Source organism: Burkholderia pseudomultivorans (genome assembly GCF_001718415.1).
Lineage (GTDB): Bacteria > Pseudomonadota > Gammaproteobacteria > Burkholderiales > Burkholderiaceae > Burkholderia > Burkholderia pseudomultivorans_A.
The window spans coordinates 2,971,546-2,995,708 of record NZ_CP013377.1; the positions used below are offsets into that span (position 1 = coordinate 2,971,546).

Here is a 24,163-nt window from a genome sequence, read left to right on the forward strand (position 1 = left end):
AGGAAAATTCACGGCTGGCGGGCTGCGCGCGCTTCGCCGGCGCCCGAGCCCGGATCGCCGAGCCATGCGATGGTCAGCGCGCCGAGCAGCAGCACGCCCGACACGGCGATGAGCGGCGCGGTGAAGCCGCCGGAAAATTGCTTGAGCGCGCCGATCATCGACGGCCCGACGAAGCCGCCGAGATTGCCGACCGACACGATCAGCGCGAGGCCGCCGGCGGCGGCGCGTCCGGTGAGGAATCCTGACGGGATGGCCCAGTACGTCGCCTGGAACGCGAGGATCCCGCTCGCCGTGACGCACAGTGCGATCAGCTTGAAAACCGGCGCATGAATGAAGGCGCTCGCACACAACGCGACGGCCGCGACGGCAAGCGCACCGGCAACATACGGAATGCGGTTGGCCGCACGATTGGCGAGACGCGCCCACCAGAGCATCACGCCGGCGCCGATTGCATACGGAATGGCGGTCAGCCACCCGACCACCGCGTGTTCGACGCCGAACTGCTTGATGATCTGCGGCATCCACAAGCCGACGCCGAGCGAGCCGACGATCCCGCAGAAGTTGATGAGCGCGAGCACGAACACGCGCCAGTTCGTCATCGCGTCGCGCAGTTTGCTGCCGTGCTTCGCGCCGATGTCGCGCTGTTCGAACGCGAGGCGCTTCGCGAGCGACGCCTTCTCTTCGTCACTGAGCCATGCGGCTTTCTCGGGACGGTCGGCCAGCACGAACAGGCACGCGATGCCGAGCAGCACCGCCGGTACGCCTTCGATCAGCAGCAGCCACTGCCAGCTGCGCAGCCCATGCAGGCCGCCGAATTCGAGCAGCGCACCGGAAATCGGCGAGCCGATCATGTTCGCGACGGGAATGCCGACGAGGAACGCGGCCGTCACCTTCGCGCGCCACTTGCCGGGAAACCAGTGCGTGAAATACAGATAAATGCCGGGCGTGAAGCCCGCCTCGGCGAGCCCGAGCAGGAATCGCGCGGCCGCAAAGCTCTTCGGTCCGACGACGAACGCCGTGGCCATCGAGAACAGGCCCCACGTGATCATGATTCTCGCGATCCACACGCGCGCGCCGACCTTCTGCATGATCAGGTTGCTCGGAATCTCGAACAGGAAGTAGCCGACGAAGAACAGCCCGGCACCGACGCCGAACTGCTCGGCCGTCAGACCGAGATCCTTGTTCATCGTGAGCGCGGCAAAACCGACGTTGGTTCTGTCGAGATAACTGATCACGTAGCAGACAAAGATGAACGGCAGAATGCGCCGGAACGCCTTGGCAAGCGTGCGCTCGCTGGCCGCGTAATCGTCGACGGCAAGCTGCGCTGCGGCTTGCGCGTCGGCGCGCGGTGTGTCATCGCCGGCATGCAGCGCGTGCGAAATGGTCATGCTTGTCTCCTCCACCGCGCGGCTGGCGGCGCGATCTTTCGGCATACGGGCGGGAAGCCGACAGGGCGGCTTCCCGGCTCATGGGCCTTAGTCCTGCTTCGCTGCCTGTTTCGGCAGCGGACCGGCAATGCTCATGTCCGCTTTCAGCACGGAGCCGGACGTCGATTCGGTGATGAAAAGCGTCTTCATGTCGGCGCCACCGAAGCACACGCTCGTGAGCGACGCCCCTTTCGGTCCGGTCAGGATCTCGACGGGCTCCGCGCAGTGGTTGAGCACCCACACGCGGCCGAGGCCCGGATTCGCGACGAACAGGCGGCCTTCGAGATCGACGGTGAGGCCGTCGGGACCGCTCGGTCCATAGGACGTGAAGAACTGACTGACCTTGCTAACGGACCCGTCGGCCTGCAGCGGCATGCGCCATACGGCATTGCCGCGCGTCATCGCGACGAACAGCACTTTCTCGTCGCGTGACAGAACGAGCCCGTTCGGGCTCGGGCAGGTGCCGAGCAGCATGTCGAGCTTGCCGTCGGGCGACAGCCGATACACGCGCCCCGTCGGATCGTGCAGGCCGGTCTGCCCCTGGTCGGTGAAATAGAGGTTGCCGGCCGAGTCGAACGTCAGGTCGTTCACGCCCTTGAAGCGCTCGGTGTTGCGGCGCTCGAGATACGGGCGAATTTCACCGCGCTCGATATCGAGCAGCATCAGGCCGTTGCGGTAGTCGGTGATGATCAGGTGCGATGCGTCGAAGCGCTTCATCCCGTTGGGCTCGCCGTCGTATTCGACGACGAGATCCCAGTCGCCCGCCGGCGAAATGCGGAAGATGCGCCCGTGCGGAATGTCGGTCACGAACAGATAGCCGTCCGGATCCCAGACCGGCCCTTCGAGAAAGGAATCGGTGACCATGCCGGCGCGATTCGCGCGCGCCCATTCCGTGCGGACGTCCGGCTTGCGAAACTTTTCCGGCATGCGCGTGAACACGTCGGCTTCGCGCACTTCAGGGTTCGTCAGATAGAACATGCGTACCTCGATGTTCAGAGTTCAAGCCGCGCTATGCGCGCGTTCGTCCAGCGCCGCGAGAACGTTGGCGGCGGCGCCCTTGCCCATGTTCACGTACGCGGCATCGCTCACGCCGCCGATATGCGGCGACAGAATCACGTTCGGGATCTGCTGGAACAGGTGCGGCACCGTCATCGGCTCGACGTCGAAGCTGTCGAGCCCGGCCGAGCGCAATCGGCCGCTCGCCAGCGCGTCGGCAAGCGCGGCTTCGTCGATCAAGCCGCCGCGTGCGGTATTGACGAGAATCGTCCCGCGCTTGAAACGCGCAAGCGTGTCGCGGTTGAGCATCCGGCGGTTGTCGGCCGTCAACGGACAATGCAGCGACACGACGTCCGACTCCGCATACAGCGTGTCGAGCGGCACGAGCTTCACACCGGCCGGCGCTTCCTTCGCGAACGGATCGAACGCGAGCACCTTCATGCCGAACGCCGCGCCGATCGCGGCCACGCGCCGGCCGATCGCACCGAGCCCGACGAGGCCGAGCGTGCGCCCGTCGAGTTCGACGGACTTGTGCGTCGACTTGTCCCAATGGCCTTCGCGCATGCGGGTATCGAGCTGCGGAACCGACTTCGCACATGCGAGCATCAGCGCCCATGCGTGCTCGGCGACGGCGGCCGCATTTGCGCCGACCGCGGCGCGCACCGCGATGCCGCGTGCGGCGGCAGCGTCCTGATCGATCACGTCGATGCCGCTGCCGTGCTTCGAAATCACCTGCAGGTTTTCGGCCGCGTCCATGATGCGGGCGTTGATCTTGCCGTACCGGACGATGATCGCGACCGGCTTGTGCCGGGTGCAGAGCGCGACGATGTCGTCCTCGGTCGGTTGCTTGCCGGCGAACACGACGTCGAACTGCGCAAGCATGTCGAGCGCTTGCGGTGCAAGGTCGGCGGCGGTCACGAGGACCACGGGCTTGTGCGAAGCGGCCTGCATCACAGTGCCTCGCCTTCGGCGAGCATGCCGGCCGCGCGCAGTTCCTTCTCGATCCAGCCCGGACGAAGGTCACCCTTGTGGATCGCCGCGATACGCGCGGTTTCGAAGTCGAGCTTTTTTTGCGCGAGATCGACGATGCGCGCGACGTCGGCACGCGGAATGACGACGACGCCGTCGGTGTCCCCGACCACCAGGTCGCCCGGATTGACCGTCGTGCCGCCCAGCGAGATCGGTGCATTCACGCGGCCCGCGATGCTTTTCGTCGGGCCGCACGGATTGAGGCCGGCCGAGAAGATCGGATAGTCGCCGTTGGCGAGTTCGTGCGCGTCGCGCACCGCGCCGTCGATGATGATGCCGGCGATGCCGCTCGCCTTCGCCTGCGCCGCCATGATTTCGCCGAGCAGCGCGCACGAGATGTCGCCCTTGCCGTCGACCACGATCACGTCGCCCGGCTTCGCGACGGCGAGCGCCGCATGGATCGCGAGGTTGTCGCCCGCGCGGACTTCGACCGTGACCGCGGGGCCGGCGACCTTCATCGTCGGCGACAACGGCCGTACGCGGCCATGCACCGTGCCGCGGCGGCCGGCGACGTCGGCCAGGATCGCGGCTTGATAGCGCGCGGCGGCCTGAACGAGCTCGGGCGACACGCGCTCGATGTCGCGATTGATCGGGGAAGTGCTGATGGATGGCTTGCTCATGATTCGACCTCAGGCTGATTGTTGTACTCTGTACAACACTGGTGTACGTGGTGAAATCACTATAGCCAGATGACGCGCGTCGTGACACTGGCGTTTACCCTTTTACGTGGTAAACCTGCGTTTTACCCTGTACAATGACTTGGCAAATGTCGAAGGGAGATAAGCAATGGGAAATGAAGGGGTCGTTGCCGTGGAAAAGGCGCTTTCGCTGCTGGACTGTTTCAAGCCCGGCGCCGAATCGCAGTCGCTCGCGATGCTGTCGCAGGCATCCGGCATGCATAAGACGACGGTCTATCGCCTGATGAACTCACTGGAGCGAATGGGCTATGTCGTGCGCGCTCAGTCCGGCAACTATTCGCTTGGGCATCGCGTGCTGTACCTGGGCAAGCTGTACGAGCAGTCGTTCCATTTGTCCGCGGTGGTTGAACCGGTGCTGCATGCGCTCGCCGCGCTGACGAAGGAAAGCGCATCGTACTACGTGCACGACAACGGGCAGCGGCTTTGCCTGTTTCGGGCCGAGCCGTCCGAAGGTCTACGTGAAACGCGGCTTGCGGGGACGATACTGCCGCTCGATGACACGGCCATCAGCCAGGTGATCCGTTTCTGGGGGCTCGGCGAGCCGATCTATGACGCGCCGCCTGCACTGCCCCTCTTCACCGCGGGTGCGCGCGACGTGCACACGGCAGCGTTCGCGGTGCCTGTGTTCGGCGCCGGCGACAAGTTCATGGCGGCACTGACGCTTTCCGGTCCTGCGTCTCGCCTCAGCGTCGCGCGCGAGTCGGGCGAGCTGGATCGGCCGCAGTTGGACGCGGCCGCCGATCTATCCCGGAAGCTGGGCGCGAGTGTCGCGCTCTGCGAGAACATCTACGGCACCTGATCGCCGCTTTGACAAAGGCAGGATTCAGGTCGACGAGCCGTTCGTCGCCCGGCTGCGGACGCCTTCGTACAACGCCACGCTGGTGCCAACGCAGATGACAAATGCACCGCCATACCAACGCGACGGATAGACCGTTGCGCGGCGAACATGTGCGCATTTCCGGGTCGGCTAGCGTGTCCTGCCGGCCTCGCCCACAGCCCCCCATCCCACCCCAAATAATCCCCTTGACTCTATATCTTTCGATATATATCTTTAGATATGTTTTTCGACATATAGGACAGGATCATGCGACACAACCACTTCCGCGGCCATGCCCGATGTGACGGTCATGGTGCGCATGCCCGCCCCGACTGGATCGCCGGTCTCTGGCACGCGATCGGCCGCCATCGACGCGGCCACGATCCGTTCGGCGGCGGCGGCCCGTTCGGTGGCCGCGGCGGACGCGGCGGCTTCGGGGATTTCGGCGACGACGGCATGCCGCGCGGCCGCCAGTTCAGTTCCGACGACCTGCAACTGCTGCTGCTCGCGCTGCTTGCCGAGCAACCGAGCCACGGCTACGAACTGATCAAGGCGCTCGACACGCGTTCGAGCGGCTTCTACAGCCCGAGCCCCGGCATGGTGTATCCGGCGCTCACCTATCTCGAAGAAGTCGGCTTCGTCGCGTCGCAGGCGGAAGGCAATCGCAAGCGCTACGCACTCACCGACGCCGGCCGCACCCATCTCGACACGCAGCGCGAGCGCGTCGACACGCTGTTCGCGCGCCTCACGCACCTCGCGCGCAAGATGGAATTCATGCGCCGCGCATTCGCCGGCGAACCGGCGAGTGCCGATGCGCAGGATGAAGCACAGGCCGGCTGGCTGCCCGAATTCGTCGAGGCGCGCGTCGCGCTGAAGCGCGCGTTGCTGCACAAGAGCGCAGCGACAGCCGACGAGCAGCGGCGCATCGCCGCCATCCTGCGTCGCGCGACCGCCGAGATCGAAGGCGGCACCGGCGCGTGATCCGCGCCGCCTCGCCCAACCCCAAGGAGAACGGATTGATTCAGAACCCATCCGAGCGCACCGTGACCCGCGTGCGCCATACGCTCAAATTCCGCCTGCTGCAGGTCCTGCGCGTGCACGCGGTCACCCCGCATCTGCTGCGCGTCACGCTCGGCGGCCCCGATCTTCAGGACTTCGAATCGGCGTCGTTCGACGATCACGTGAAAGTGTTTTTCCCGCCGTCGGGCGCCGAACGCCCGGCGCTGCCGACGCTCGGCGCGAACGGCCCCGAGTTTCCCGAAGGCGAACCGAAGCCGGTCGCGCGCGACTTCACGCCGCGCCGCTTCGACCGCGCCGCGTGCGAACTGGATCTGGAATTCGTGCTGAACCACCCGGGCCCCGCGTCGCAGTGGGCGGCCCAGGCGCGCGTCGGTCAATGGCTCGGCATCGGCGGCCCGCGCGGTTCGTTCGTCGTGCCGACCGGTTTCGACTGGCATTTGCTGATCGGCGACGATACGGCGCTGCCGGCCGTCGCGCGGCGCCTCGAGGAGTTGCCGGCCGGCTCGCGCGTCGCGGTCGTGATGGAGGTGGCGGACCGCAGCGCGCAGGTCGCGTTCGACACGCGCGCCGAAGTGCATGAAGTCTGGCGCTTTCGCGACGAAGCCGGCCCCGCGGACGACGACGCGCTGCTCGATGCGCTGCGCGATCTGCCGCTGCCGGACGGCGACGGCTATGTATGGGCGGCCGGCGAAGCGCTCTCGATGCGGGCGGTGCGCCAGCACCTGACCGGCGAGCGCGGTGTCGACAAGTCGCGCATCCGCGCATCGGCCTACTGGAAGCGCGGCGCGACGGCCGTGCACGAAACGCTCGACGACTGAGGCGCACGGCGTCCGGCATACGGGGCGGAACGGGCCGGCATACCGCGCACGCCCGCGGCGACGCTCCGATGGACTTGGCATCCACTTCGCGACGGTATATATATGTCAGCGGCGCCGCTGTCGGGAGACAGCCGCCGCAGCCCGTCCAGGAGCGCCCGGTCATGACAAGAGAAAGCCACGCTTCGCCTTTGCTTCGCAACCTGAAGATTGCCGGCTATTGCAGTCTCGCCGCCGTCGTCCTTGCGCTGTTCGTCGCGATGTGCGCGATCCTGAAGGAAAGCGCCCTCGACCGCGATGCCGCACAGCAGCCGACGGATACGCCCGAGCTGCACGGCGGCGCCGGCCCGTCCACCACGGGCCAATCGGCGAAGGCGCCCGGCTGACGGCGCCCGCTCGACCTTCTCCTGCGGTTTACCGCACGCGCCGACGCCCCATCACGACGGCGTGCACCGTATCGCCGATCCGCTCGAGCAGGTCGGTCACGCGATGCCCGTACAGGTGCGCGGCCAGCGCGCCGGTCGTGCCGACCAGCACGCCGCCGACCATGTCGAACGGCCAGTGCACGCCCGCATAGATCCGCCCCCAGGCAATCGCCAGCGCCATCGCGGCCATCACGAATCCGGTCGCCCGCGTCGTGCTGCCGAGCAGCAGGCCGGCCGCGAGACTCCATGCGAACGTCATGTGATCGCTCGGAAAGGAGCTGTCCGGCGCATGCGGAATCAGTTGCGTGCCGACGCCGGCCATGAACGGCCGCGGCGAAAACCAGATATGCCCGATCACCTGCGCGAGCCCGAGCGCGACGCACACCCCGACGCCGGCTTCGATCGCCTGGCGCCGCGTCGGGCGTTCGCCGAACAGCCAGGTCAGCAGCAGCATTGCCGGCAGCGCGTACACGAGCCAGTCGGCGGCGAAGATCGCGAGGCGGGCGACGCCCGGCTGCGGCGCGGATCCGGCGTTGAGGGCGGAAAACAGGGCGAGATTGAGGTTCTGCATGACTGGCGGTTCGAGGGGACGGAAAAGACGGGGCCGGTGCTGCCGGCCCGACGTGATGTTGGCTCCGGCACGCTTAAGCGGCGCTTAACGCGCCGCCGGTGCATCGGGCGAACGCGCTTAGAACCCGCAGTGCAACACAAGTTCACACAGTTGTCACATTCCGGCGCGACCGTCTCCCGTAAACCCTCACCCAATATCCCGTAAAACCTCACCTTCTTTCACATTCAGGCGCCACGGAGGCGTGCGATGATCGGGCAGCCTGGCGGCCCGCGCGCGGTTAGCACCAATCGCCTCAACATTTGCGCAGTCAATTCTTCGAATCTCGCAACAATTAATTCCAATTGCGGCATCGCACAACGGCGTCGCACAGGCATAGGATTACGAGCTTACGAGCACTCATCCACGAAGCGATCAACAACAAGGAGTCCGCATGAAACCCAGCGATGTCCGATCGAAAGCGTTTGCGATGCCGTTGACGAGCCCCGCCTTTCCGATGGGTCCGTATCGATTCGTCGATCGTGAATTCCTGATCATCACGTATCGCACCGACCCGGACCGTCTGCGCGAAATCGTCCCGGAACCGCTGCAGGTCACCGAGCCGCTCGTGCATTACGAATTCATTCGCATGGCCGATTCGACCGGCTTCGGCGACTACACCGAAAGCGGCCAGGTGATCCCGGTCGAATACAACGGCCAGCCGGGCGGCTACACGCTCGCGATGTATCTCGACGATCACCCGCCGATCGCCGGCGGCCGCGAGCTGTGGGGCTTCCCGAAGAAGCTCGCGTCGCCCACGCTGCACGTGAACACCGATCACATCCTCGGCACGCTCGACTACGGCAAGGTGCGCGTCGCGACCGGCACGATGGGCTACAAGCACAAGGAACTCGACATCGACGAGCAGACGAAGCGTCTCGCCGGCCCGAACTTCCTGCTGAAGATCATCCCGCACGTCGACGGCACCGCTCGCGTCTGCGAACTGGTGCGCTACTACATGCAGGACATCAAGATGAAGGGCGCGTGGACGGGCCCCGCGTCGCTCGAACTCGCGCCGCACGCGCTTGCGCCGGTCGCCGACCTGCCGGTGCTCGAGATCGTCGAAGCGCGCCACCTCGTCGCAGATTTGACACTCGGCCTCGGCGAAGTCGTCTACGATTACCTGGCCCAGTAACAGGTCCGCAGTCCTTTCCCCCTGTCAATCCTTACACCACCGGAATTCGAACATGAGCAACCTGAATGGCAAGACCGCAGTCGTCACGGGCGCCGCGAGCGGCATCGGCAAGGAAATCGCGCTGGAACTCGCGAAGGCGGGTGCGGCGGTCGCGATCGCCGACCTGAACCAGGACGGCGCTAACGCCGTTGCCGACGAGATCGTCAAGGCGGGCGGCAAGGCGATCGGCGTGGCGATGGACGTGACCAACGAGGAAGCCGTCAACAGCGGCATCGACAAGGTGGCCGACACCTTCGGCTCGGTCGACATCCTCGTGTCGAACGCGGGCATCCAGATCGTCAACCCGATCGAGAACTACTCGTTCGCCGACTGGAAGAAGATGCAGGCGATCCACGTCGACGGCGCGTTCCTGACGACGAAGGCCGCGCTCAAGCACATGTACAAGGACGATCGCGGCGGCGTCGTGATCTACATGGGCTCGGTGCACTCGCACGAAGCATCGCCGCTGAAGTCGGCGTACGTGACGGCCAAGCACGGCCTGCTGGGCCTGGCGCGCGTGCTGGCGAAGGAAGGCGCGAAGCACAACGTGCGCTCGCACGTCGTGTGTCCGGGTTTCGTGCGCACGCCGCTGGTCGACAAGCAGATTCCCGAGCAGGCGAAGGAACTGGGCATCAGCGAAGAGGAAGTCATCAAGAAGGTGATGCTCGGCAACACGGTCGACGGCGTGTTCACGACGGTGCAGGACGTCGCGCAGACGGTGCTGTTCCTGTCGGCGTTCCCGAGCGCCGCGCTGACCGGCCAGTCGTTCGTCGTCAGCCACGGCTGGTTCATGCAGTAACGAAGCCGCCTCCCGACCGGGAGGCGATTTCCGCACCTGGCCCCGGCGATGCAGGTTCGCACCGAAGCATGCGCAGCGCAGCGAGTGAATGCCGAGTTCCTCGCTGCCGCCGGGCTCCGTTTGTTCAGGAGTCCATCGTGCGACTCGACGCGATCGCCGCAAACAGGAATCACCCCAACCGTTCCAACGAAGGCATGCCGTCTGTCTACGTGATGCCTTTCTTCCCCGCCACCGATGGCGGGTTTTTACGGAGCAACTGATGAAACCGCACGCCCGTACAGAAAAACAGGCCGTCGATGCGGCGGACCTGCACCACGAGGCTGGCGCACCGACCGCTGCGCGGTCGCTGCCGTACGAAACGATCGCGCTCGTCCTCCAGGGCGGCGGCGCACTCGGCGCGTATCAGGCAGGCGTGTTCGAAGGACTGCACGAAGCGGGCATTCCGCTCGACTGGATCGCGGGCATCTCGATCGGCGCGCTCAATACCGCGCTGATCGCGGGCAATGCGCCCGAACATCGTGTCGAGCGGTTGCGTGAGTTCTGGGAAACGATCTGCAAGCCGGCGTTCTTTCCGGCGATCCCGGCCGCGTTCGAATTCGCGCTGTTCAACAGCATCGACCAGGTCCGCACCTTCTTCACCGCGTCGCAGGCCGCGAGCGCCATGATGCAGGGTCAGCAGGGCTTCTTCGTGCCGCGCTTCCCGCCGCCGCTGCCGGGCGTGTCCGATCATCCGCAGAAGATCAGCTGGTACGACACGTCGCAGCTGCGCGCGACGCTGCTGAAGCTGTGCGATTTCGACCGGATCAACTCGGGCGAGACGCGCGTGTCGGTGGGCGCGGTCAACGTCGGCACCGGCAACTTCGTGTACTTCGACAACACGCGCATCCGTCTCGAACCCGAGCACTTCATGGCGTCCGGCGCGCTGCCGCCCGCGTTCCCGCCCGTCGAGATCGAAGGCGAGTACTACTGGGACGGCGGCGTCGTGTCGAACACGCCGCTGATGGAAGTACTGCGCGCGCGTCCGCGCCGCGACACGCTCGCGTTCCAGGTAGACCTGTGGAGCGCGCGCGGGCCGCTGCCGCGCACGATGGCCGATGTCGCCGAACGCACGAAGGACGTGCAGTATTCGAGCCGCACGCGTTTCGTCACCGACACGCTGCAGCGCGAACAGCGCTACCGCAACGTATTGCGCCATGTGCTCGAACAGGTGCCGGAAGAGCAGCGCAAGACGGATCCGTGGTGCATCGAGGCCGAAGCGATGTCGTCCGGCAAGAAGTACAACATCCAGCACCTGATCTATCAGCAGAAGGCGTACGAGCATCACTACAAGGACTATCAGTTCGGTCTGTCGACGATGCGCGACCACTGGTCCGCCGGTCTCGACGACATCCGCAAGACGCTCGCGGCAAAGGACGGCCTCGCGCTGCCCCAGAACGACGCGGGCTTCGTCACGCACGACATTCACCGCAAGCGGTAAGGCCGTGTGCCATGCGGACCAGTGCGATACGCGCGCCGGTCCGCTTTTCCTTTCCGATTCGACATGCCGATTTTCATCGCACTGTTCGCGCTCATCGCGGTTGGCTGGGGCGCGGTTCATCTGTTTCACGTCATCGCCGCGCAGTTCGGCCAGCCGGTCGCGATCGCGGCCGCCGTGCTCGCCGCGGCCATCCTGATCGCGCTGATCGCGTGGTGGATCAAGCGCCGCCGCGACATCGCGCCGAATACGAAGGAACAAGGCTGGACCCACATCGTGCATCGCGCGTGGGGCGAGCTGCGCCTGTCCGCGACGCAGGGGCTGCTGTGGCTGTCGCACGACGGCGCGGACGGCCGCTATACGCTGTCGCAGCTCGACGGCTGCGAGGCCGCGCCGATCGGCGACCGCTGGCATCTCGTGGTGCGCGTGCGCGACGCCGTGCGCGGCGAATGGAAACTGCCGATGATGGACAAGCGCGACGCGCAGCGCTGGGCGCGCGTGCTGATGCTGGCGAAACAGAATCGCCTTTGAAGATGCGTTGCGTGCCGGCTGCGATGTAGCAATGTCGCACGCCGTCCTGCACGCGCGACGGTGATCGATATTCCGCACCGTCGCTCACGTTTCGTCGCTGCGACGCCTGCTCCCGAAAAAGCTCACCTTTGACGATGCTCAGGCCGGATCGCCGTTCGCCGCGGCGTCCAGTCCGGCCAGCGCCTCCGCCAGAAAATCCACGCATACGCGCACCTTCGCCGATGCCGCGACGCGTTCCGGATACACGGCCCAGATGTTCGCGGGCTGGACCGCATCGGGCAGCACGCGACACAGCGCGCCGCGCTCGATCAGCGGCCCCGCTTCCCAGATCGAGCGCAGCACGATCCCGCGTCCGGCGAGCGCCCACTGCACGGCCACTTCGCCGTGGTTCGTCGACAGCGCGCCGCCGACCTTCACCGTCACCGTCTCGCCACGCACGTTCAGCCGCCAGACGCCGAACGGATGGTCGCGCTCCTTGATCGCGAGACAGTCGTGCGAAGCGAGGTCGGCGAGCGTGCGCGGCGTGCCGCGCCGCGCGAGATAGTCGGGCGACGCGCACAGCACGCGATGGTTCGCGGCGAGGCGGCGCGCGATCAGGTGATCGGCGATCGCGTCGCCGATCCGCACGTCGAGGTCGTATCCTTCGGCCGCGACGTCGACGAGCCGGTCGAACAGATCGAGCCGCACGTTCAGTTGCGGATAGCGCGCGGTGAAGTCGAGCAGCGCCGGTGCGACGACATGCCGGCCGAAGCCGAAGCTGCTCGAGATGCGCAGCGTGCCGCGCGGCACCGTGCGGGTGGTCGACACGTCCTCGACGAGATGGTCGACGTCGTCGAGAATCTTCTCCGCACGGGCGTACACGCGCTCGCCGGCTTCGGTCACGGTCACGCGACGCGTCGAGCGATGCAGCAGCCGCGTGCCGAGCTGCGCTTCCAGCATCGCGACGCGCTTGCTGACATACGCGGGCGACACCGCGAGCTGCTCGGCGGCCGCACTGAAGCTGGCGAGGCGAACGACCAGGCTGAACACGCGCAGGTCGTCGAGATTCGGCGATTTATTCACGATTCGTGGAAAGTCGATTAACCTTTCACGCGATTTTAATCCGGATGGAAATAAATAGAATGGCGCCATGTACCGCTGCGCCAGGTATCGGCAGCAGCCCGACCGCCAAAAGGAGACTTGCATGAGCGACAGGACCTACAGAATTGCCGTGATTCCCGGCGACGGCATCGGCCGTGAAGTGATGCCCGAAGGGCTGCGCGCGCTCGACGCCGTGACCGCGCGCTTCGGCGTGCGCTTCGAATTCGAGCACATCGACTGGGCCAGTTGCGACTACTACGCGCAGCACGGCACGATGATGCCCGACGACTGGAAGGCGCAGCTCTCGGGCATGGACGCGATCCTGTTCGGCGCGGTCGGCTGGCCCGACACGGTGCCCGACCACATTTCGCTGTGGGGCTCGCTGCTGAAATTCCGCCGCGAATTCGACCAGTACATCAACCTGCGGCCTGCGCGCCTGTTCGACGGCGTGCCGTCGCCGCTCGCCGGCCGCCGCGCCGGCGACATCGACTTCATGATCGTGCGCGAGAACACCGAGGGCGAATATTCGTCGGTCGGCGGCACGATGTTCGAAGGCACCGAGCGCGAAGTGGTCATGCAGCAGTCGATCTTCACGCGGCACGGCACCGAGCGCGTGCTGAAGTTCGCGTTCGAGCTCGCCCGGCGGCGCGCGAAGCGGCTCACCGTCGCGACCAAGAGCAACGGCATCGCGATCAGCATGCCGTGGTGGGACGCGCGCGCGGCCGAAATGGCCGAACGCTATCCGGAGATCGTCTGGGACAAGCAGCACATCGACATTCTCTGCGCGCGCTTCGTGCTGCAGCCGGATCGCTTCGACGTCGTCGTCGCGTCGAACCTGTTCGGCGACATTCTTTCGGATCTCGGGCCGGCCTGCACGGGCACGATCGGCATCGCGCCGTCGGCGAACCTCAACCCCGACCGTACGTTTCCGTCGCTGTTCGAACCGGTGCACGGTTCGGCGCCGGACATCGCGGGCCAATACATCGCAAACCCGATCGCGATGATCTGGTCGGCGGCGATGATGCTCGACTTCATCGGCAACGGCGCGGGCCGCGAGCGCGACGCGCACGATGCGATCGTCGCCGCGATCGAGGACGTGTTGCGCAGCGGGCCGCGCACGCGCGATCTCGGCGGGCAGGCAACGACGCAGGAAGTGGGCGAAGCGATCGCGGCACGGATTGCGGGTTGAACGATGCGGCCGGCGCGAGGCGGTGTGGCTCGCGCCCGGTTTTGCACCGTTCGCCTGGGGTGAGCGACGCGGCGAGTCGATGCGCACCCGTGTATGTATATCGACGCGTTCGCGGAAATCGACGCTCGCGCGTCGGAGGTTCGAATGGTGAGAAGCCGCTTGCGCCGAAGCACACCGTTACGCATGTCCGCGTCATGTCGGCTGGCGCGTTTCGGTGAATCCGGTCGGTGAGCGGTAACTCATGTCGCCACACACCGACGAGCTTCGACACGTATCGCGCAAGATCGCCATCGGACGCCGACATGCGCAATCCGCACCGAGCAACACCGCATCGATTCATCCGACAAGGATGCGCCGGCGCGGCATTCCACGCGATCCCGAAAACGCTCACCGTTGGCGCATGCTCTCCCGTATTCCCTCACCATCGAGCACAGTTGCGGGATGCCGCGAGCGATGAACCGTCACGATCGACACACCTGATCGGTGAGAACAGCACGCCTCACAGCCCGAGATCGGACAGCCCCGGATGATCGTCCGGACGTCGGCCGAGCGGCCAGTGATACAGGCGGTCCGCTTCGCGAATCGGCAGATCGTTGATGCTTGCATGGCGGTAGGCCATCAGGCCGTTCTCGTCGAATTCCCAGTTCTCGTTGCCGTAGGAGCGGAACCAGTTGCCGGCATCGTCGTGCCATTCGTAGGCGAAACGCACCGCGATGCGATTGCCGCCGAACGCCCACAGCTCCTTGATCAGCCGGTAGTCGAGCTCGCGCGTCCATTTCCGCTGCAGCAGACCGACGATCTCGTCGCGGCCGGTCACGAACTCCGCGCGATTGCGCCACCGGCTTTGCGGCGTATAGGCCAGCGACACGCGCTGCGGGTCGCGCGTGTTCCATGCGTCCTCGGCGGCGCGGACTTTCTGGCGTGCGGTCTCGAGCGAGAAAGGCGGGACGGGCGGGCGAACTTCGGGGGAATCGGACATCGGAGGCTCCTGTTCATGATTCTGGCCGCGTGCGACCGCAGCCGGTTCGAAAGCGTTACTTCGGCTCGTTCGACGGCGGCGCCGCCGCGTCGAGCAAGAGTTCGGCCGTCGCGCGTGCATCGCGCGCGGCGCCTGCATCGCCGCTGACGAGCGCGACGCCGATCGCGCCGTCGATCAGCACCAGCCATTGACGCGCGAGGCGCGCGAGCCCGCGCCGCTCGATACCCGCCGTGTCCGCGCAGGCATCGAACCGCTCGCGCACGAACGCCAGCAGGCGTGCCTTGTGGGCACGCGCAACGATGCGCACCGGATCGTCGGCATCGGGAATCTCGCCGGACGCGTTCAGAAATGCGCAGCCATGAAAACCGGGCTGCGCGAACCAGTCGCGCAATACGTCGAACATGCCGAGCAGCTGCGCGCGCGGCGACTTGCCGCGTGCCAGCGTCGCATCGACGAACCAGCGCATCCAGCGCTCGTCGCGACGTTCGAGCGCCGCGACGACCAGCGCCTCCTTCGATTCGAAGTGCGAATAAAAGCTCTTGCGCGCCGCGCCCGAGCGCTTCACGATCGCGTCGACACCCGTCGCGTGGATGCCGCCCGAATAGATCAGCGCCTCGGCCGCGTCGAGCAGCCGCGCGCGTACGTCCGGCTCGCCGGACGGGTCGTCATGTGTGTTCATGGGTTTACGGTAGAACGATCGTTCTCCGTCGTCAACGAATTTGCTGCAAGGCCATTCCGGCAGCAGGGGCGAAAGGGTGAGGAAAAGGGAAGGTGATTCGATCACGCGTCGGGGAGCAAGCGTGAATCGTGTGCGGTGAGTTGCGGGTCGACGAATCGATCACGTTGTCGCGGCAGGCGAGTGGCGCGGGAAACGTGCGTGCGTGCGCGTCGCGGCATGGCACGGGTCGGCGCCGGCATGGACACGCCGGCGCGCAGTCGGCGCTGTCTCGCGTGAAGCGATGGAAGAAGACGCTATTACCCGATGAACGGCGCAAGAGCCGATAGACGGACTGCCCGGCTGGCATGGTGGGACGGCGATATCGAGAAGCGCGGTGTCGAAGGTGAAGCAACCGGGCGCCTGTCCATCACCGCTGCGACGAACGCACGCGCACCGCGACCGCCTGACGATACTGCTGCATGACGCTTGTGCCGCGCATCGACATCGTTATCGCCGGCCTTGTCGGCGCACGCCGATGCGGCAATTCGAGGTTGGCATCCGGCTCCCGAATCTTCTCACCTCAAGAGCCGAAACCGGCCTGACGATGCCCCGGAAATCGACGACCGATAAAGACCGGGCAGGCGACGCAACGGTCGCGCTGCCCCTTGGCCTGCAGTTCGCTCAGGTCGTCCAGTCGAGAATCACCTTGCCGCTTTCACCCGACAGCATCGCGGCGAAGCCCTGCTCGAAATCGTCGACAGGGAACCGATGCGTGATGATCGGCGACAGGTCGAGGCCGCTTTGCAGCATCGCGACCATCTTGTACCAGGTCTCGAACATCTCGCGGCCGTAGATGCCCTTGATCTCGAGCCCCTTGAAGATCACCTGGTTCCAGTCGATGGCCGTCTGCGCGGGCGGAATACCGAGCAGCGCGACCTTCCCGCCGTGGTTCATCGCCTCGAGCATGCTCGTGAACGCGCTCGGCACGCCCGACATCTCGAGGCCGACGTCGAAGCCTTCGGTCATGTGCAGGTCGGCCATCACGTCGCGCAGCGACTCCCGCGCGACGTTGACCGCGCGCGTCGCGCCCATCTTGCGCGCGAGGTCGAGCCGGTAGTCGTTGATGTCGGTAATCACGACGTTGCGCGCGCCGACATGCTTCGCGATCGCGACGGCCATGATGCCGATCGGGCCCGCACCCGTGATCAGCACGTCCTCGCCGACGAGGTTGAACGACAGTGCGGTATGCGTCGCGTTGCCGAACGGATCGAAGATCGCCGCGAGGTCGTCGGAAATCTCCGGCGGAATCTTGAACGCGTTGAACGCGGGAATCGCCAGATACTCGGCGAACGCGCCTTCGCGGTTCACGCCGACGCCCACCGTGTTGCGGCACAGATGCCGACGCCCCGCGCGACAGTTGCGGCAGAAACCGCAGGTGATGTGGCCTTCGCCGGACACGCGATCGCCGATCGCGAAGCCGCGTACTTCCTGCCCCATCTCGACGATCTCGCCGACGTATTCGTGACCGACGTGCATCGGCACGGGAATCGTCTTCTGCGCCCAGTCGTCCCACTTCCAGATATGGATGTCGGTGCCGCAGATCGCCGTGCGGCGGATCTTGATCAGCACGTCGTTGTGCCCGACTTCAGGACGCTTCACGCGCGTGAGCGACAGGCCGGGGCCGCGCTCGAGCTTTGCCAGTGCTTTCATGGTCGCGCCTCCGTCACACGACGCCGAGCGACTTGCCGACGCGCACGAACGCGGCGACCGCCTGGTCGATCTGCTCGGGCGTATGCGCGGCGCTCATCTGCGTGCGGATACGCGCGCGGCCGCGCGGCACGACCGGAAACGAGAAGCCGATCACGTACACGCCTTCGCCGAGCAGCCGGTCGGCCATGTTCGTCGCGAGCTGCGCATCGCCGAGCATCACCGGGATGATCGGGTGCGCGCCCGGCACGAGCGTGAAACCGGCCTCGGTCATCTGCTGGCGAAAACGCACGCCGTTCTCGCGCACGCGCTCGCGCAGCTTCGCGCCTTCGTCGCTGCCGAGCAGTTCCAGCACCTTCAGCGACGCCGCCGCGATGCTCGGCGTGAGCGTGTTCGAGAACAGATACGGGCGCGAGCGCTGGCGCAGCAGTTCGACGATCTCGCGGCGCGCGGCGACGTAGCCGCCCGATGCGCCGCCGAGCGCCTTGCCGAGCGTGCCCGTGATGATGTCGACGCGGCCTTCGACGCCGCAGTGCTCGGGTGTGCCGCGACCATGCGCGCCGATGAAGCCGACCGCGTGGGAGTCGTCGACCATCACGAGCGCGCCGTAGCGATCGGCGAGGTCACAGATGCCTTTCAGATCGGCGATGATGCCGTCCATCGAGAACACGCCGTCGGTGGCGATCAGCTTGTGGCGCACGCCGGCCGCGTCGGCTTCCTTGAGCTTCGCCTCGAGATCGGACAGGTCGTTGTTCCGGTAGCGATAGCGCTTCGCCTTGCACAGGCGGATGCCGTCGATGATGCTCGCGTGATTCAGTTCGTCGCTGATCACCGCGTCGTTCTCGTCGAGCAGCGTTTCGAACAGCCCGCCGTTCGCGTCGAAGCAGCTCGAATACAGGATGCTGTCCTCGGTGCCGAGAAACGCCGCCAATGCGCTTTCGAGCTGCTTGTGCACGGTTTGCGTGCCGCAGATGAAGCGCACCGACGCCATGCCGAAGCCGTCCTGGTCGAGGCCGGCCTGCGCCGCCGCGATCAGCCGCGGATCGTTCGCGAGGCCCAGATAGTTGTTCGCGCAGAAATTCAGCACGCCGGCGCCGCCGGCCAGCCGCACGGCCGCCGCTTGCGGGCTCGCGATCTCGCGCTCGGTCTTGTAAAAGCCGTCCGCGCGGATCTGGTCGAGCGTCCCGCGCACCCGGGCGAGAAAGGCATCACGCATCGCAAAGCTCCTGACAGGGTTTCGCACGCCGCCGCACACCGCTCGTGGCGGCGGCGCGGCGGCCTGCTACTGTTATAGTCGGTCGTTCGGTTGACCGCATTTATCCGTTATTCCGAACTAGAATTCGAAATACCGAACAACTCTAAGCGAACGGAATCCAAATGGCAAGTTCCTCCGGATCGCGGCGCACGCCGGCCGGCGCCGCACCGCAACCCCCGGCCGCGACGCCGCCGCGTGTCGGCGAGCAGATCCAGCGGCTGCGCAACGAACGCCGGCTCACGCTCGACGACCTGTCGCGCGCGGCCGGCGTATCGAAGTCGATGCTCTCCGAGATCGAGCGCGACAAGGCCAACCCGACGATTGCCGTCGCATGGCGGCTGACGAACGCGCTCGGCATCACGCTCGACGAACTGTTCTCGCAGCCGAAGGCGGCGGAAACGATCCGCGTGGACGGCCCGCACGACATTCCGACGCTCGCCGGCCACGACGGCCAGTATCAGCTGCGCGTGTGGGGCCCGATCGACCTCGCCGGCCGGTTCGAGTGGTACGAGCTGACGCTGCCCGGCGGCGGCGCGCTCGTGTCGAACGCACACGAACCCGGCACGCGCGAACACCTGACCGTCCTGCAGGGCGCGATGGAGGTCGAGGCCGCAGCGGCAAGCCGGCGCCTGAAAGCCGGCGACACCGCGCGCTACCCGGCCGACGCGCCGCACGCGATCCGCAACCCCGGCAAGGCCGAAGCGCGGGCACTGCTGATCGTGATCCATCGCTGACGACGCGTACAGTCGTCCCAACGGCCAGTTGCATGAAACACTGTATGTTTGTACAGTATACGGACATTCCGCCATGCATGGCCGGAGCCGGCGCACCGAGGCGCCCGCGCCGGCCGACAGGAGCCTGCGATGACAGAAGAACAAGATTTGGCCGCGCTCAGCTTCAAGGCTGCGGCGCATGATCTCGAGCACATCGTCCGCCATATTGCCGGGCGCTACATCCGCCAGCGCGTGCCGCTGACATGGCGGCTGCTGCACGCGATCGAAGCCGAGGCGCTCGCCGATCTCGGCTTTGCGAGCCGCCACGACGCCGGCATGCGTCAGCTGTTCGAACGGCCGTCGGACATGACGTTTCCCGAGACGGACGATCCGATCGACTTCGGCCGGTCGAACGCGCTGCCGGCAGTGTTTTCGTTCGCCGTGCTCGCCTACGAAGCCGCCGCGCACGACACGCCGCCGCGCGTACGCACCCATCGGCCGTCCAAGGCCTGGGGCGACTGAGCTCCGCCCGGGCCGACGGCCCGCCCGATTCGCACTCACCGGATGTTGCGGAACCCGCTACCATATACGCAACTAACGGAATAAATCACATGTCCCTTCCTTCACCTGCCGCACCGTCCGTACGCCCGGAAGAAAAGGATCTGTTCGACCGAAGCGCATCCGACTGGATTGTCTCGCCCGAAGCCGCATTCGACGCATGGCTGGCCATACAGGACTATCGCCGCTCGTCGGCCGACGTCTATCGCGCGCAATGGGGCGCGTTTCTCACGTGGTTGCGTGCGCGCCAGAAAAACCTGGCCACCGTCGATACCGCATCGATCGCCGATTTCGTCGGCGAACTGCCGATCAAGAAAACGCAGCGCATGCGCTATTTGCGGCTGATCGAGCGGGTGCTCGATCACATTCGCCGCACCGAGTTCGCGTCGACCAACCCGGCCCGCTTCATTGCTCAGGATGGCGAAGCGACCTGGCGCAAGGCGCGCGACAACGAACCGACCGGTTTCCTGACGCCGGCCGAGCGCGCCAAACTGCTCTCCTATCTGTTTTCACCGATCGGCGTGTCGGGCGCCGCATACTGGAAAGAACGCCGCGACCGCGCGCTCGTGGCCGCGTTTCTCGGTGCCGGGATCAAGACAGGCGAAGCAAGGGGGCTTACGATTAGTTGCATCAATACCAGCGGCACCTCGCTGCAGATCCCGTCGACGCACCCCGACTTCACGCGCGAAGCGCATCTGGCGTCGTTCGCGATCGCCTTGTTCGACGCGTGGCTGTCGGAACGCAGGCGGCAGGAGATTCCCGGCGACCTGGTGTTTCCGGCGGCGCATACCGGGCGGCCGATGCACAAGGCGACGATGCTGCGCGCCATCGACGCCATCGTCGAGTCGGCCGGGCTTTCATCGTCACGCACGGCCCGCACGAGCCCGCAGACGCTGCGCAATACCTACGCGGCCGAACTGTTCGAAAACGACGTGCCGCCCGAGCGGGTCGGCAAATGGCTCGGTTTCATGAAGCCAATCTCGTCGAACCGCCTGCACCGCGCATGGAAAAACTGGCGGGACGATCTGATCGAAGGTGACGCAGCCGACAAGGACGAAACTCACTGATTCCACGCTGGCCGCTCACGCGACACGATCCGTGAGCGGCCTTGTGTCGTGCGGCCTCACCGTTACACAGCTCCCGAAAAACCTCACCTCAAGCCTCCCGGACCCTCTCACCTGTGCACGCCTGCAGCGCGCCGGCGCTCATTGACGCGCAAAACGGGCGATCGCCTCGAATCGGGACGGCCACGCGCCCGATGCATGCTCGCACTCGGGGCAGGACACTTCGAAGCCGTCTTCGTTATGCGACAGCTCCGGTTCACCGTCGCAATGCGGGCACTGGCTCGGCACCGGCACTTCGTGGTCCAGCGCGGTGCCGATCGCGGAAAAGGCGTCGGCATCCAGTTGACCCGCATCGGCGAGTCGCCGGATCAGCGCGGCGATTTGCGGATTCATGCCGCCGCTCGCGCGCAGTGCGTTCGCGTCGCGCGTGGCACGCTCCAGCTCGTCGCTCTGGCTGCGCAACTGCTCTTCGAGCCGGTCGGCACGCGCCTTGGCCGCACTCAGTTGCTGAAGAAAATCGAATTCCTTGCGCTGTACGTCCCGCAAGCCGCTCTGATAGGTCGATGCCATGCTGCGCAGCGAGTCCAGTTCGACGAGCATCGGCTTGACGCGCCGTTCGGCTTCGGCCACGGCGTCCTTGATCTGCTGTGCATAGTGCTCGGTACGCTGCTGCAATTCGGCTTGCAGCAGGTCGATGCGGTCGCGCAACGCCGCGTTCTGCGTCTGCTCGGCGTCGATTCGGCCGGCCGCGGCAGCCAGTTCCTTTTCCAGCCGGGCGACAGTGGTGAGCAGCGTCGCTTCGTTTGCCGAACCGTGCGTCGTCTGTGAAGCAAGCTGGACCTCGAGCTCCGTCACGCGCGCCTGCAGCTGCTCATTTCGCGCTTCGCTGCGCCCCAGGGCTGCTTCGAGCGTTTCCTGGCGTACGCTGGCGTCGCGCAGCCGTTGCTCCGCGTCGGCCACATTGGCGCGAACCTGTTCGCGGTCGGCGTCGAGGCTGTCCCGTGCGGCTTTCAGTGCTTCCTCGTACAGCGCCCCCAGCAGCGCGCCGGCTTTTTCCTCGACCGCCTTCGGGATCGCCGCGCCGTCGAGCCTGACTTTCGACGCGGAGCGGATACGCTCCCAGAAGTGGTCGATGTCTTTCGGGATATCGCTGGCACTGCCGGTCTGGGTCAGATCGCGGACATTCGCCGCGGATGGCCGAATGCCAAGATCGAAGAACAGCCGCTTGCATGCGTGCAGCGACAATTCCTGCCGGCGCGCACCGGTGGCGCGCAGCGATTCCAGTTCGTCCCGAATGACTTGACGCATTTCGTCCAGGGTCATGACAGCGCTCACAGACGTTGAAATGTTGCAATCATAACGAAACACGTATCTCTTGATACTTGTTTTCGCGATGCGTTGCGAATTTGCGTCATCAGTCACAGAAAGCGGCCCTGAGCGGTCATCGCTTCGATCCTGGCCAAAGATTCCGTGAAACAAAGCGAAGAAAACAACGCAAACCTTTGTCGTGAAACGGTTTTCGAGCGTACCCCGAAATTTCGCATTTGTTTCACATGACGCCCGATGTGCTCGCCGGTGGGTGTTCAGGGGTTGGGGTCTCTGTGGAAAACTCTTCAGCGGAAGTCTTGAGAGTATTAGAAGTAAACACCCTTGAACCCTTAGTTAAAAACGTTAACGCCACGGCACAGCCTTATGTAACAAGGCTTTCCGGCCGACAAGGTGAAGTTTTACGGGAGCCAAGGTGACCTTCTGCGGGAGCCGACGTGATGGGGTTCGGGGAGCTGCGTGAGCCGTTGCAGGAAAGGTCGTGAGCGGATTCGGGATCACAGTGAAACACGCGATTTTCCAAAGGTGAGGTTTTTCGGGGACTCACAGCCGCGGAACCCGCGCCATCACGGCATGCACAGTTTTCTGCCTGTGCAGACACAGGTGAGAACTTGCAGGACCTGCTTCGACCCCCGATTCTGCCTATCTTTTGGGCAATTTTCGCGAAAGGTGAGATTTCACGGGACTCCGAGACGATTTGCTGTGAGGATTTCCGGGAAACGACCGCCATTTTGCACAGCAAAAAGCACATTCGGGGCCTGTGAGTGCCGAAAGGTGAGGTTTTTCGGGAGGGAAATCGCGGGATTCCGGCCCGGATCGGCTTGAGGTGAGCTTTTTCGGGGTATGGATCACAGGCCGCCAGTAGAGGTCACAGGTGAGAATTTACGGGACATGGATTTGCCCAAATTTTGATCAAAGGTGAGGCTTTTCGGGAGCCGGGCACAGTCGAAATCGCCGAAAAGCCCGCCAGGACTGGCGAAAATATCCGATTTGCTGTGCCAGTTTTTGCCACAGGTGAGCCTTTTCGGGATGCGTCACAGGGGTTTGCGAGGGCAGGCCGCTGTCGAAAGGTGAGGGTTTTCGGGGGATGGCCGTGGCGCACAGCAGCATCCCACGACTGTGCGTAAGTATCGGATGCGATTGGGATTTTTGAAACCGGGAAGGTTACGGTGAGAGTTTTCGGGAGACGTCGCGATGTCCGCTGCTGCGTCGCTTCGTTCATTAAGGTGAGCATTTTCGGGAGGCCGGAATGGCGGATTCCGCCTGTGTCGGGCGTTTGTCGGGAGACCGCCCACAGGCGTCCGACAGGCATGAGGTGAGAATTTTCGGGACCCGACGCCATTTGTGCGCTGTACAATGCGCGCCCAGCCTGCCGCTATCGCCCGGTTCTGCTGCACAGGGCGTCTCGCCGACGCATCTTTTCCGGTTCGAAAGACTGTGAGTCGTGCCCGGTCAGCCGCGCCTGTACATGCATACAGGCCGTTTTGCACAGGGCGGCGACCCGCTGTGAGGTGCGCGGACGATCGGATGGTCGACTCACGATTCGGCAGTCGCAAAATTACGACAAATCGATAGGTGAGCCGATACGGGAGCAGATTCCGCACGTGTCATGCACAGCGGAAATTCTGTGAATCGGCGCATCCCGCGACATGTCTGGAAGAGCCTCAAACGCTGCAATTCCGGACCGGTGAGGGTTTTCGGGAGCCGTTGGGGTGAGTGCCGATTTGCAGGCGCACTTCACCGGCTATGGTGAGCATGTCGTTCTGGACGCACATCACCACAGGCGCTATCCTTCCGGGAAACTTCTCCTCCGACCCGACGC

At 65.2% G+C, this 24,163-nt stretch carries 23 protein-coding genes; 12 read left to right on the forward strand and 11 right to left on the reverse strand.

Annotated elements, in window-relative coordinates:
* Positions 1–8: 8 nt before the first annotated feature.
* From WS57_RS12905 to WS57_RS12920, 4 genes are all read right to left on the reverse strand, one after another.
* Positions 9–1,388 (reverse strand): MFS transporter, encoded by a 1,380-nt coding sequence (locus WS57_RS12905; RefSeq protein ID WP_069244310.1) that lies wholly within the window; start codon positions 1,386–1,388, stop codon positions 9–11.
* A gap of 87 nt (positions 1,389–1,475) precedes the next feature.
* Complete coding sequence (locus WS57_RS12910) at positions 1,476–2,405, reverse strand: SMP-30/gluconolactonase/LRE family protein (RefSeq protein WP_069244311.1); 930 nt, start codon at positions 2,403–2,405, stop codon at positions 1,476–1,478.
* Positions 2,406–2,426: 21 nt separating this feature from the next.
* Positions 2,427–3,374 carry an NAD(P)-dependent oxidoreductase gene (locus tag WS57_RS12915; RefSeq protein WP_059482868.1) on the reverse strand — a complete coding sequence of 316 codons (948 nt, stop codon included), beginning with the start codon at positions 3,372–3,374 and terminating at the stop codon, positions 2,427–2,429.
* Complete coding sequence (locus tag WS57_RS12920; protein WP_059482866.1) at positions 3,374–4,072, reverse strand: RraA family protein; 699 nt, start codon at positions 4,070–4,072, stop codon at positions 3,374–3,376. Before WS57_RS12920 ends, WS57_RS12915 begins: the two co-directional genes overlap by 1 nt.
* 166 nt (positions 4,073–4,238) lie before the next feature.
* On the opposite strand from WS57_RS12920, the gene WS57_RS12925 reads away from it, so the two are divergent.
* The 4 genes from WS57_RS12925 (at position 4,239) to WS57_RS12940 (ending at position 7,188) form a co-directional block, all read left to right on the forward strand.
* Positions 4,239–4,949 carry an IclR family transcriptional regulator gene (locus WS57_RS12925; RefSeq protein ID WP_069244312.1) on the forward strand — a complete coding sequence of 237 codons (711 nt, stop codon included), beginning with the start codon at positions 4,239–4,241 and terminating at the stop codon, positions 4,947–4,949.
* 285 nt (positions 4,950–5,234) lie between these two features.
* A complete protein-coding gene (locus WS57_RS12930; protein ID WP_069244313.1) occupies positions 5,235–5,948 on the forward strand; it encodes a PadR family transcriptional regulator in 714 nt (237 codons plus the stop codon).
* Positions 5,949–5,986: 38 nt separating this feature from the next.
* Positions 5,987–6,805, forward strand: coding sequence for a siderophore-interacting protein (locus WS57_RS12935; protein ID WP_059513951.1), 819 nt, complete (start codon positions 5,987–5,989; stop codon positions 6,803–6,805).
* A gap of 161 nt (positions 6,806–6,966) precedes the next feature.
* Positions 6,967–7,188: a hypothetical protein gene (locus tag WS57_RS12940; protein ID WP_069244314.1), complete on the forward strand. Its 222-nt coding sequence runs from the start codon at positions 6,967–6,969 to the stop codon at positions 7,186–7,188.
* Positions 7,189–7,216: 28 nt separating this feature from the next.
* Here WS57_RS12940 and WS57_RS12945 read toward each other — a convergent pair whose 3' ends face one another.
* Positions 7,217–7,798, reverse strand: coding sequence for an undecaprenyl-diphosphatase (locus tag WS57_RS12945; protein WP_009687318.1), 582 nt, complete (start codon positions 7,796–7,798; stop codon positions 7,217–7,219).
* Between the two features lie 430 nt (positions 7,799–8,228).
* On the opposite strand from WS57_RS12945, the gene WS57_RS12950 reads away from it, so the two are divergent.
* The 4 genes from WS57_RS12950 to WS57_RS12965 all read left to right on the forward strand — a co-directional run bounded on the left by WS57_RS12950 (position 8,229) and on the right by WS57_RS12965 (position 11,812).
* Positions 8,229–8,969, forward strand: coding sequence for an acetoacetate decarboxylase (locus tag WS57_RS12950; protein WP_009687317.1), 741 nt, complete (start codon positions 8,229–8,231; stop codon positions 8,967–8,969).
* A gap of 52 nt (positions 8,970–9,021) precedes the next feature.
* The gene (locus tag WS57_RS12955) at positions 9,022–9,807 is read left to right on the forward strand and encodes a 3-hydroxybutyrate dehydrogenase (RefSeq protein ID WP_040130728.1); all 786 of its coding nucleotides are present in this window, start codon (positions 9,022–9,024) and stop codon (positions 9,805–9,807) included.
* Positions 9,808–10,066: 259 nt separating this feature from the next.
* A complete protein-coding gene (locus WS57_RS12960) occupies positions 10,067–11,284 on the forward strand; it encodes a DUF3734 domain-containing protein (protein ID WP_009695008.1) in 1,218 nt (405 codons plus the stop codon).
* Between the two features lie 63 nt (positions 11,285–11,347).
* Complete coding sequence (locus tag WS57_RS12965) at positions 11,348–11,812, forward strand: hypothetical protein (protein WP_009695009.1); 465 nt, start codon at positions 11,348–11,350, stop codon at positions 11,810–11,812.
* Positions 11,813–11,950: 138 nt separating this feature from the next.
* Here the strand turns inward: WS57_RS12965 and WS57_RS12970 are convergent, their stop codons facing one another.
* The gene (locus WS57_RS12970) at positions 11,951–12,874 is read right to left on the reverse strand and encodes a LysR substrate-binding domain-containing protein (RefSeq protein WP_059512929.1); all 924 of its coding nucleotides are present in this window, start codon (positions 12,872–12,874) and stop codon (positions 11,951–11,953) included.
* A gap of 121 nt (positions 12,875–12,995) precedes the next feature.
* On the opposite strand from WS57_RS12970, the gene WS57_RS12975 reads away from it, so the two are divergent.
* A complete protein-coding gene (locus WS57_RS12975) occupies positions 12,996–14,081 on the forward strand; it encodes a tartrate dehydrogenase (RefSeq protein ID WP_059512930.1) in 1,086 nt (361 codons plus the stop codon).
* 499 nt (positions 14,082–14,580) lie between these two features.
* Here WS57_RS12975 and WS57_RS12980 read toward each other — a convergent pair whose 3' ends face one another.
* The 4 genes from WS57_RS12980 to WS57_RS12995 all read right to left on the reverse strand — a co-directional run bounded on the left by WS57_RS12980 (position 14,581) and on the right by WS57_RS12995 (position 18,641).
* Positions 14,581–15,060 (reverse strand): DUF1348 family protein, encoded by a 480-nt coding sequence (locus tag WS57_RS12980; protein WP_040130732.1) that lies wholly within the window; start codon positions 15,058–15,060, stop codon positions 14,581–14,583.
* Positions 15,061–15,115: 55 nt separating this feature from the next.
* Entirely contained in the window at positions 15,116–15,739 is a 624-nt protein-coding gene (locus tag WS57_RS12985) for a TetR/AcrR family transcriptional regulator (RefSeq protein WP_009695015.1), read from the reverse strand.
* 660 nt (positions 15,740–16,399) lie between these two features.
* Positions 16,400–17,428: an L-threonine 3-dehydrogenase gene (gene tdh / locus WS57_RS12990; protein WP_059604783.1), complete on the reverse strand. Its 1,029-nt coding sequence runs from the start codon at positions 17,426–17,428 to the stop codon at positions 16,400–16,402.
* Positions 17,429–17,441: 13 nt separating this feature from the next.
* A complete protein-coding gene (locus WS57_RS12995) occupies positions 17,442–18,641 on the reverse strand; it encodes a glycine C-acetyltransferase (protein ID WP_009695017.1) in 1,200 nt (399 codons plus the stop codon).
* 161 nt (positions 18,642–18,802) lie between these two features.
* Between WS57_RS12995 and WS57_RS13000 the strand changes: the two genes are divergently transcribed.
* The 3 genes from WS57_RS13000 (at position 18,803) to WS57_RS13010 (ending at position 21,018) form a co-directional block, all read left to right on the forward strand.
* On the forward strand, positions 18,803–19,414 hold the full coding sequence (locus WS57_RS13000) for a helix-turn-helix domain-containing protein (protein ID WP_009695018.1): 612 nt from the start codon (positions 18,803–18,805) through the stop codon (positions 19,412–19,414).
* Positions 19,415–19,543: 129 nt separating this feature from the next.
* A complete protein-coding gene (locus tag WS57_RS13005) occupies positions 19,544–19,915 on the forward strand; it encodes a DUF2471 family protein (RefSeq protein ID WP_009695019.1) in 372 nt (123 codons plus the stop codon).
* An 89-nt stretch (positions 19,916–20,004) separates the two neighbouring features.
* A complete protein-coding gene (locus WS57_RS13010; RefSeq protein ID WP_069244315.1) occupies positions 20,005–21,018 on the forward strand; it encodes a tyrosine-type recombinase/integrase in 1,014 nt (337 codons plus the stop codon).
* Positions 21,019–21,156: 138 nt separating this feature from the next.
* Here WS57_RS13010 and WS57_RS13015 read toward each other — a convergent pair whose 3' ends face one another.
* Positions 21,157–22,338 carry a DNA-binding protein gene (locus tag WS57_RS13015; RefSeq protein WP_009695021.1) on the reverse strand — a complete coding sequence of 394 codons (1,182 nt, stop codon included), beginning with the start codon at positions 22,336–22,338 and terminating at the stop codon, positions 21,157–21,159.
* Positions 22,339–24,163 lie beyond the last annotated feature (1,825 nt).

Bases quoted from the DNA above. Each gene is read 5' to 3' on its own strand.
- WS57_RS12995 (WP_009695017.1), bottom strand. From the start codon at position 18,641: ATGCGTGATGCCTTTCTCGCCCGGGTGCGCGGGACGCTCGACCAGATC.
- WS57_RS12925 (WP_069244312.1), top strand. From the start codon at position 4,239: ATGGGAAATGAAGGGGTCGTTGCCGTGGAAAAGGCGCTTTCGCTGCTG.
- WS57_RS12980 (WP_040130732.1), bottom strand. From the start codon at position 15,060: ATGTCCGATTCCCCCGAAGTTCGCCCGCCCGTCCCGCCTTTCTCGCTC.
- WS57_RS12930 (WP_069244313.1), top strand. From the start codon at position 5,235: ATGCGACACAACCACTTCCGCGGCCATGCCCGATGTGACGGTCATGGT.
- WS57_RS12905 (WP_069244310.1), bottom strand. From the start codon at position 1,388: ATGACCATTTCGCACGCGCTGCATGCCGGCGATGACACACCGCGCGCC.
- WS57_RS12955 (WP_040130728.1), top strand. From the start codon at position 9,022: ATGAGCAACCTGAATGGCAAGACCGCAGTCGTCACGGGCGCCGCGAGC.
- WS57_RS13000 (WP_009695018.1), top strand. From the start codon at position 18,803: ATGGCAAGTTCCTCCGGATCGCGGCGCACGCCGGCCGGCGCCGCACCG.
- WS57_RS12920 (WP_059482866.1), bottom strand. From the start codon at position 4,072: ATGAGCAAGCCATCCATCAGCACTTCCCCGATCAATCGCGACATCGAG.
- WS57_RS12945 (WP_009687318.1), bottom strand. From the start codon at position 7,798: ATGCAGAACCTCAATCTCGCCCTGTTTTCCGCCCTCAACGCCGGATCC.
- WS57_RS12975 (WP_059512930.1), top strand. From the start codon at position 12,996: ATGAGCGACAGGACCTACAGAATTGCCGTGATTCCCGGCGACGGCATC.
- WS57_RS12960 (WP_009695008.1), top strand. From the start codon at position 10,067: ATGAAACCGCACGCCCGTACAGAAAAACAGGCCGTCGATGCGGCGGAC.
- WS57_RS13015 (WP_009695021.1), bottom strand. From the start codon at position 22,338: ATGACCCTGGACGAAATGCGTCAAGTCATTCGGGACGAACTGGAATCG.
- WS57_RS12940 (WP_069244314.1), top strand. From the start codon at position 6,967: ATGACAAGAGAAAGCCACGCTTCGCCTTTGCTTCGCAACCTGAAGATT.
- WS57_RS12985 (WP_009695015.1), bottom strand. From the start codon at position 15,739: ATGAACACACATGACGACCCGTCCGGCGAGCCGGACGTACGCGCGCGG.
- WS57_RS12915 (WP_059482868.1), bottom strand. From the start codon at position 3,374: ATGCAGGCCGCTTCGCACAAGCCCGTGGTCCTCGTGACCGCCGCCGAC.
- tdh (WP_059604783.1), bottom strand. From the start codon at position 17,428: ATGAAAGCACTGGCAAAGCTCGAGCGCGGCCCCGGCCTGTCGCTCACG.
- WS57_RS12965 (WP_009695009.1), top strand. From the start codon at position 11,348: ATGCCGATTTTCATCGCACTGTTCGCGCTCATCGCGGTTGGCTGGGGC.
- WS57_RS12910 (WP_069244311.1), bottom strand. From the start codon at position 2,405: ATGTTCTATCTGACGAACCCTGAAGTGCGCGAAGCCGACGTGTTCACG.
- WS57_RS13005 (WP_009695019.1), top strand. From the start codon at position 19,544: ATGACAGAAGAACAAGATTTGGCCGCGCTCAGCTTCAAGGCTGCGGCG.
- WS57_RS13010 (WP_069244315.1), top strand. From the start codon at position 20,005: ATGTCCCTTCCTTCACCTGCCGCACCGTCCGTACGCCCGGAAGAAAAG.
- WS57_RS12950 (WP_009687317.1), top strand. From the start codon at position 8,229: ATGAAACCCAGCGATGTCCGATCGAAAGCGTTTGCGATGCCGTTGACG.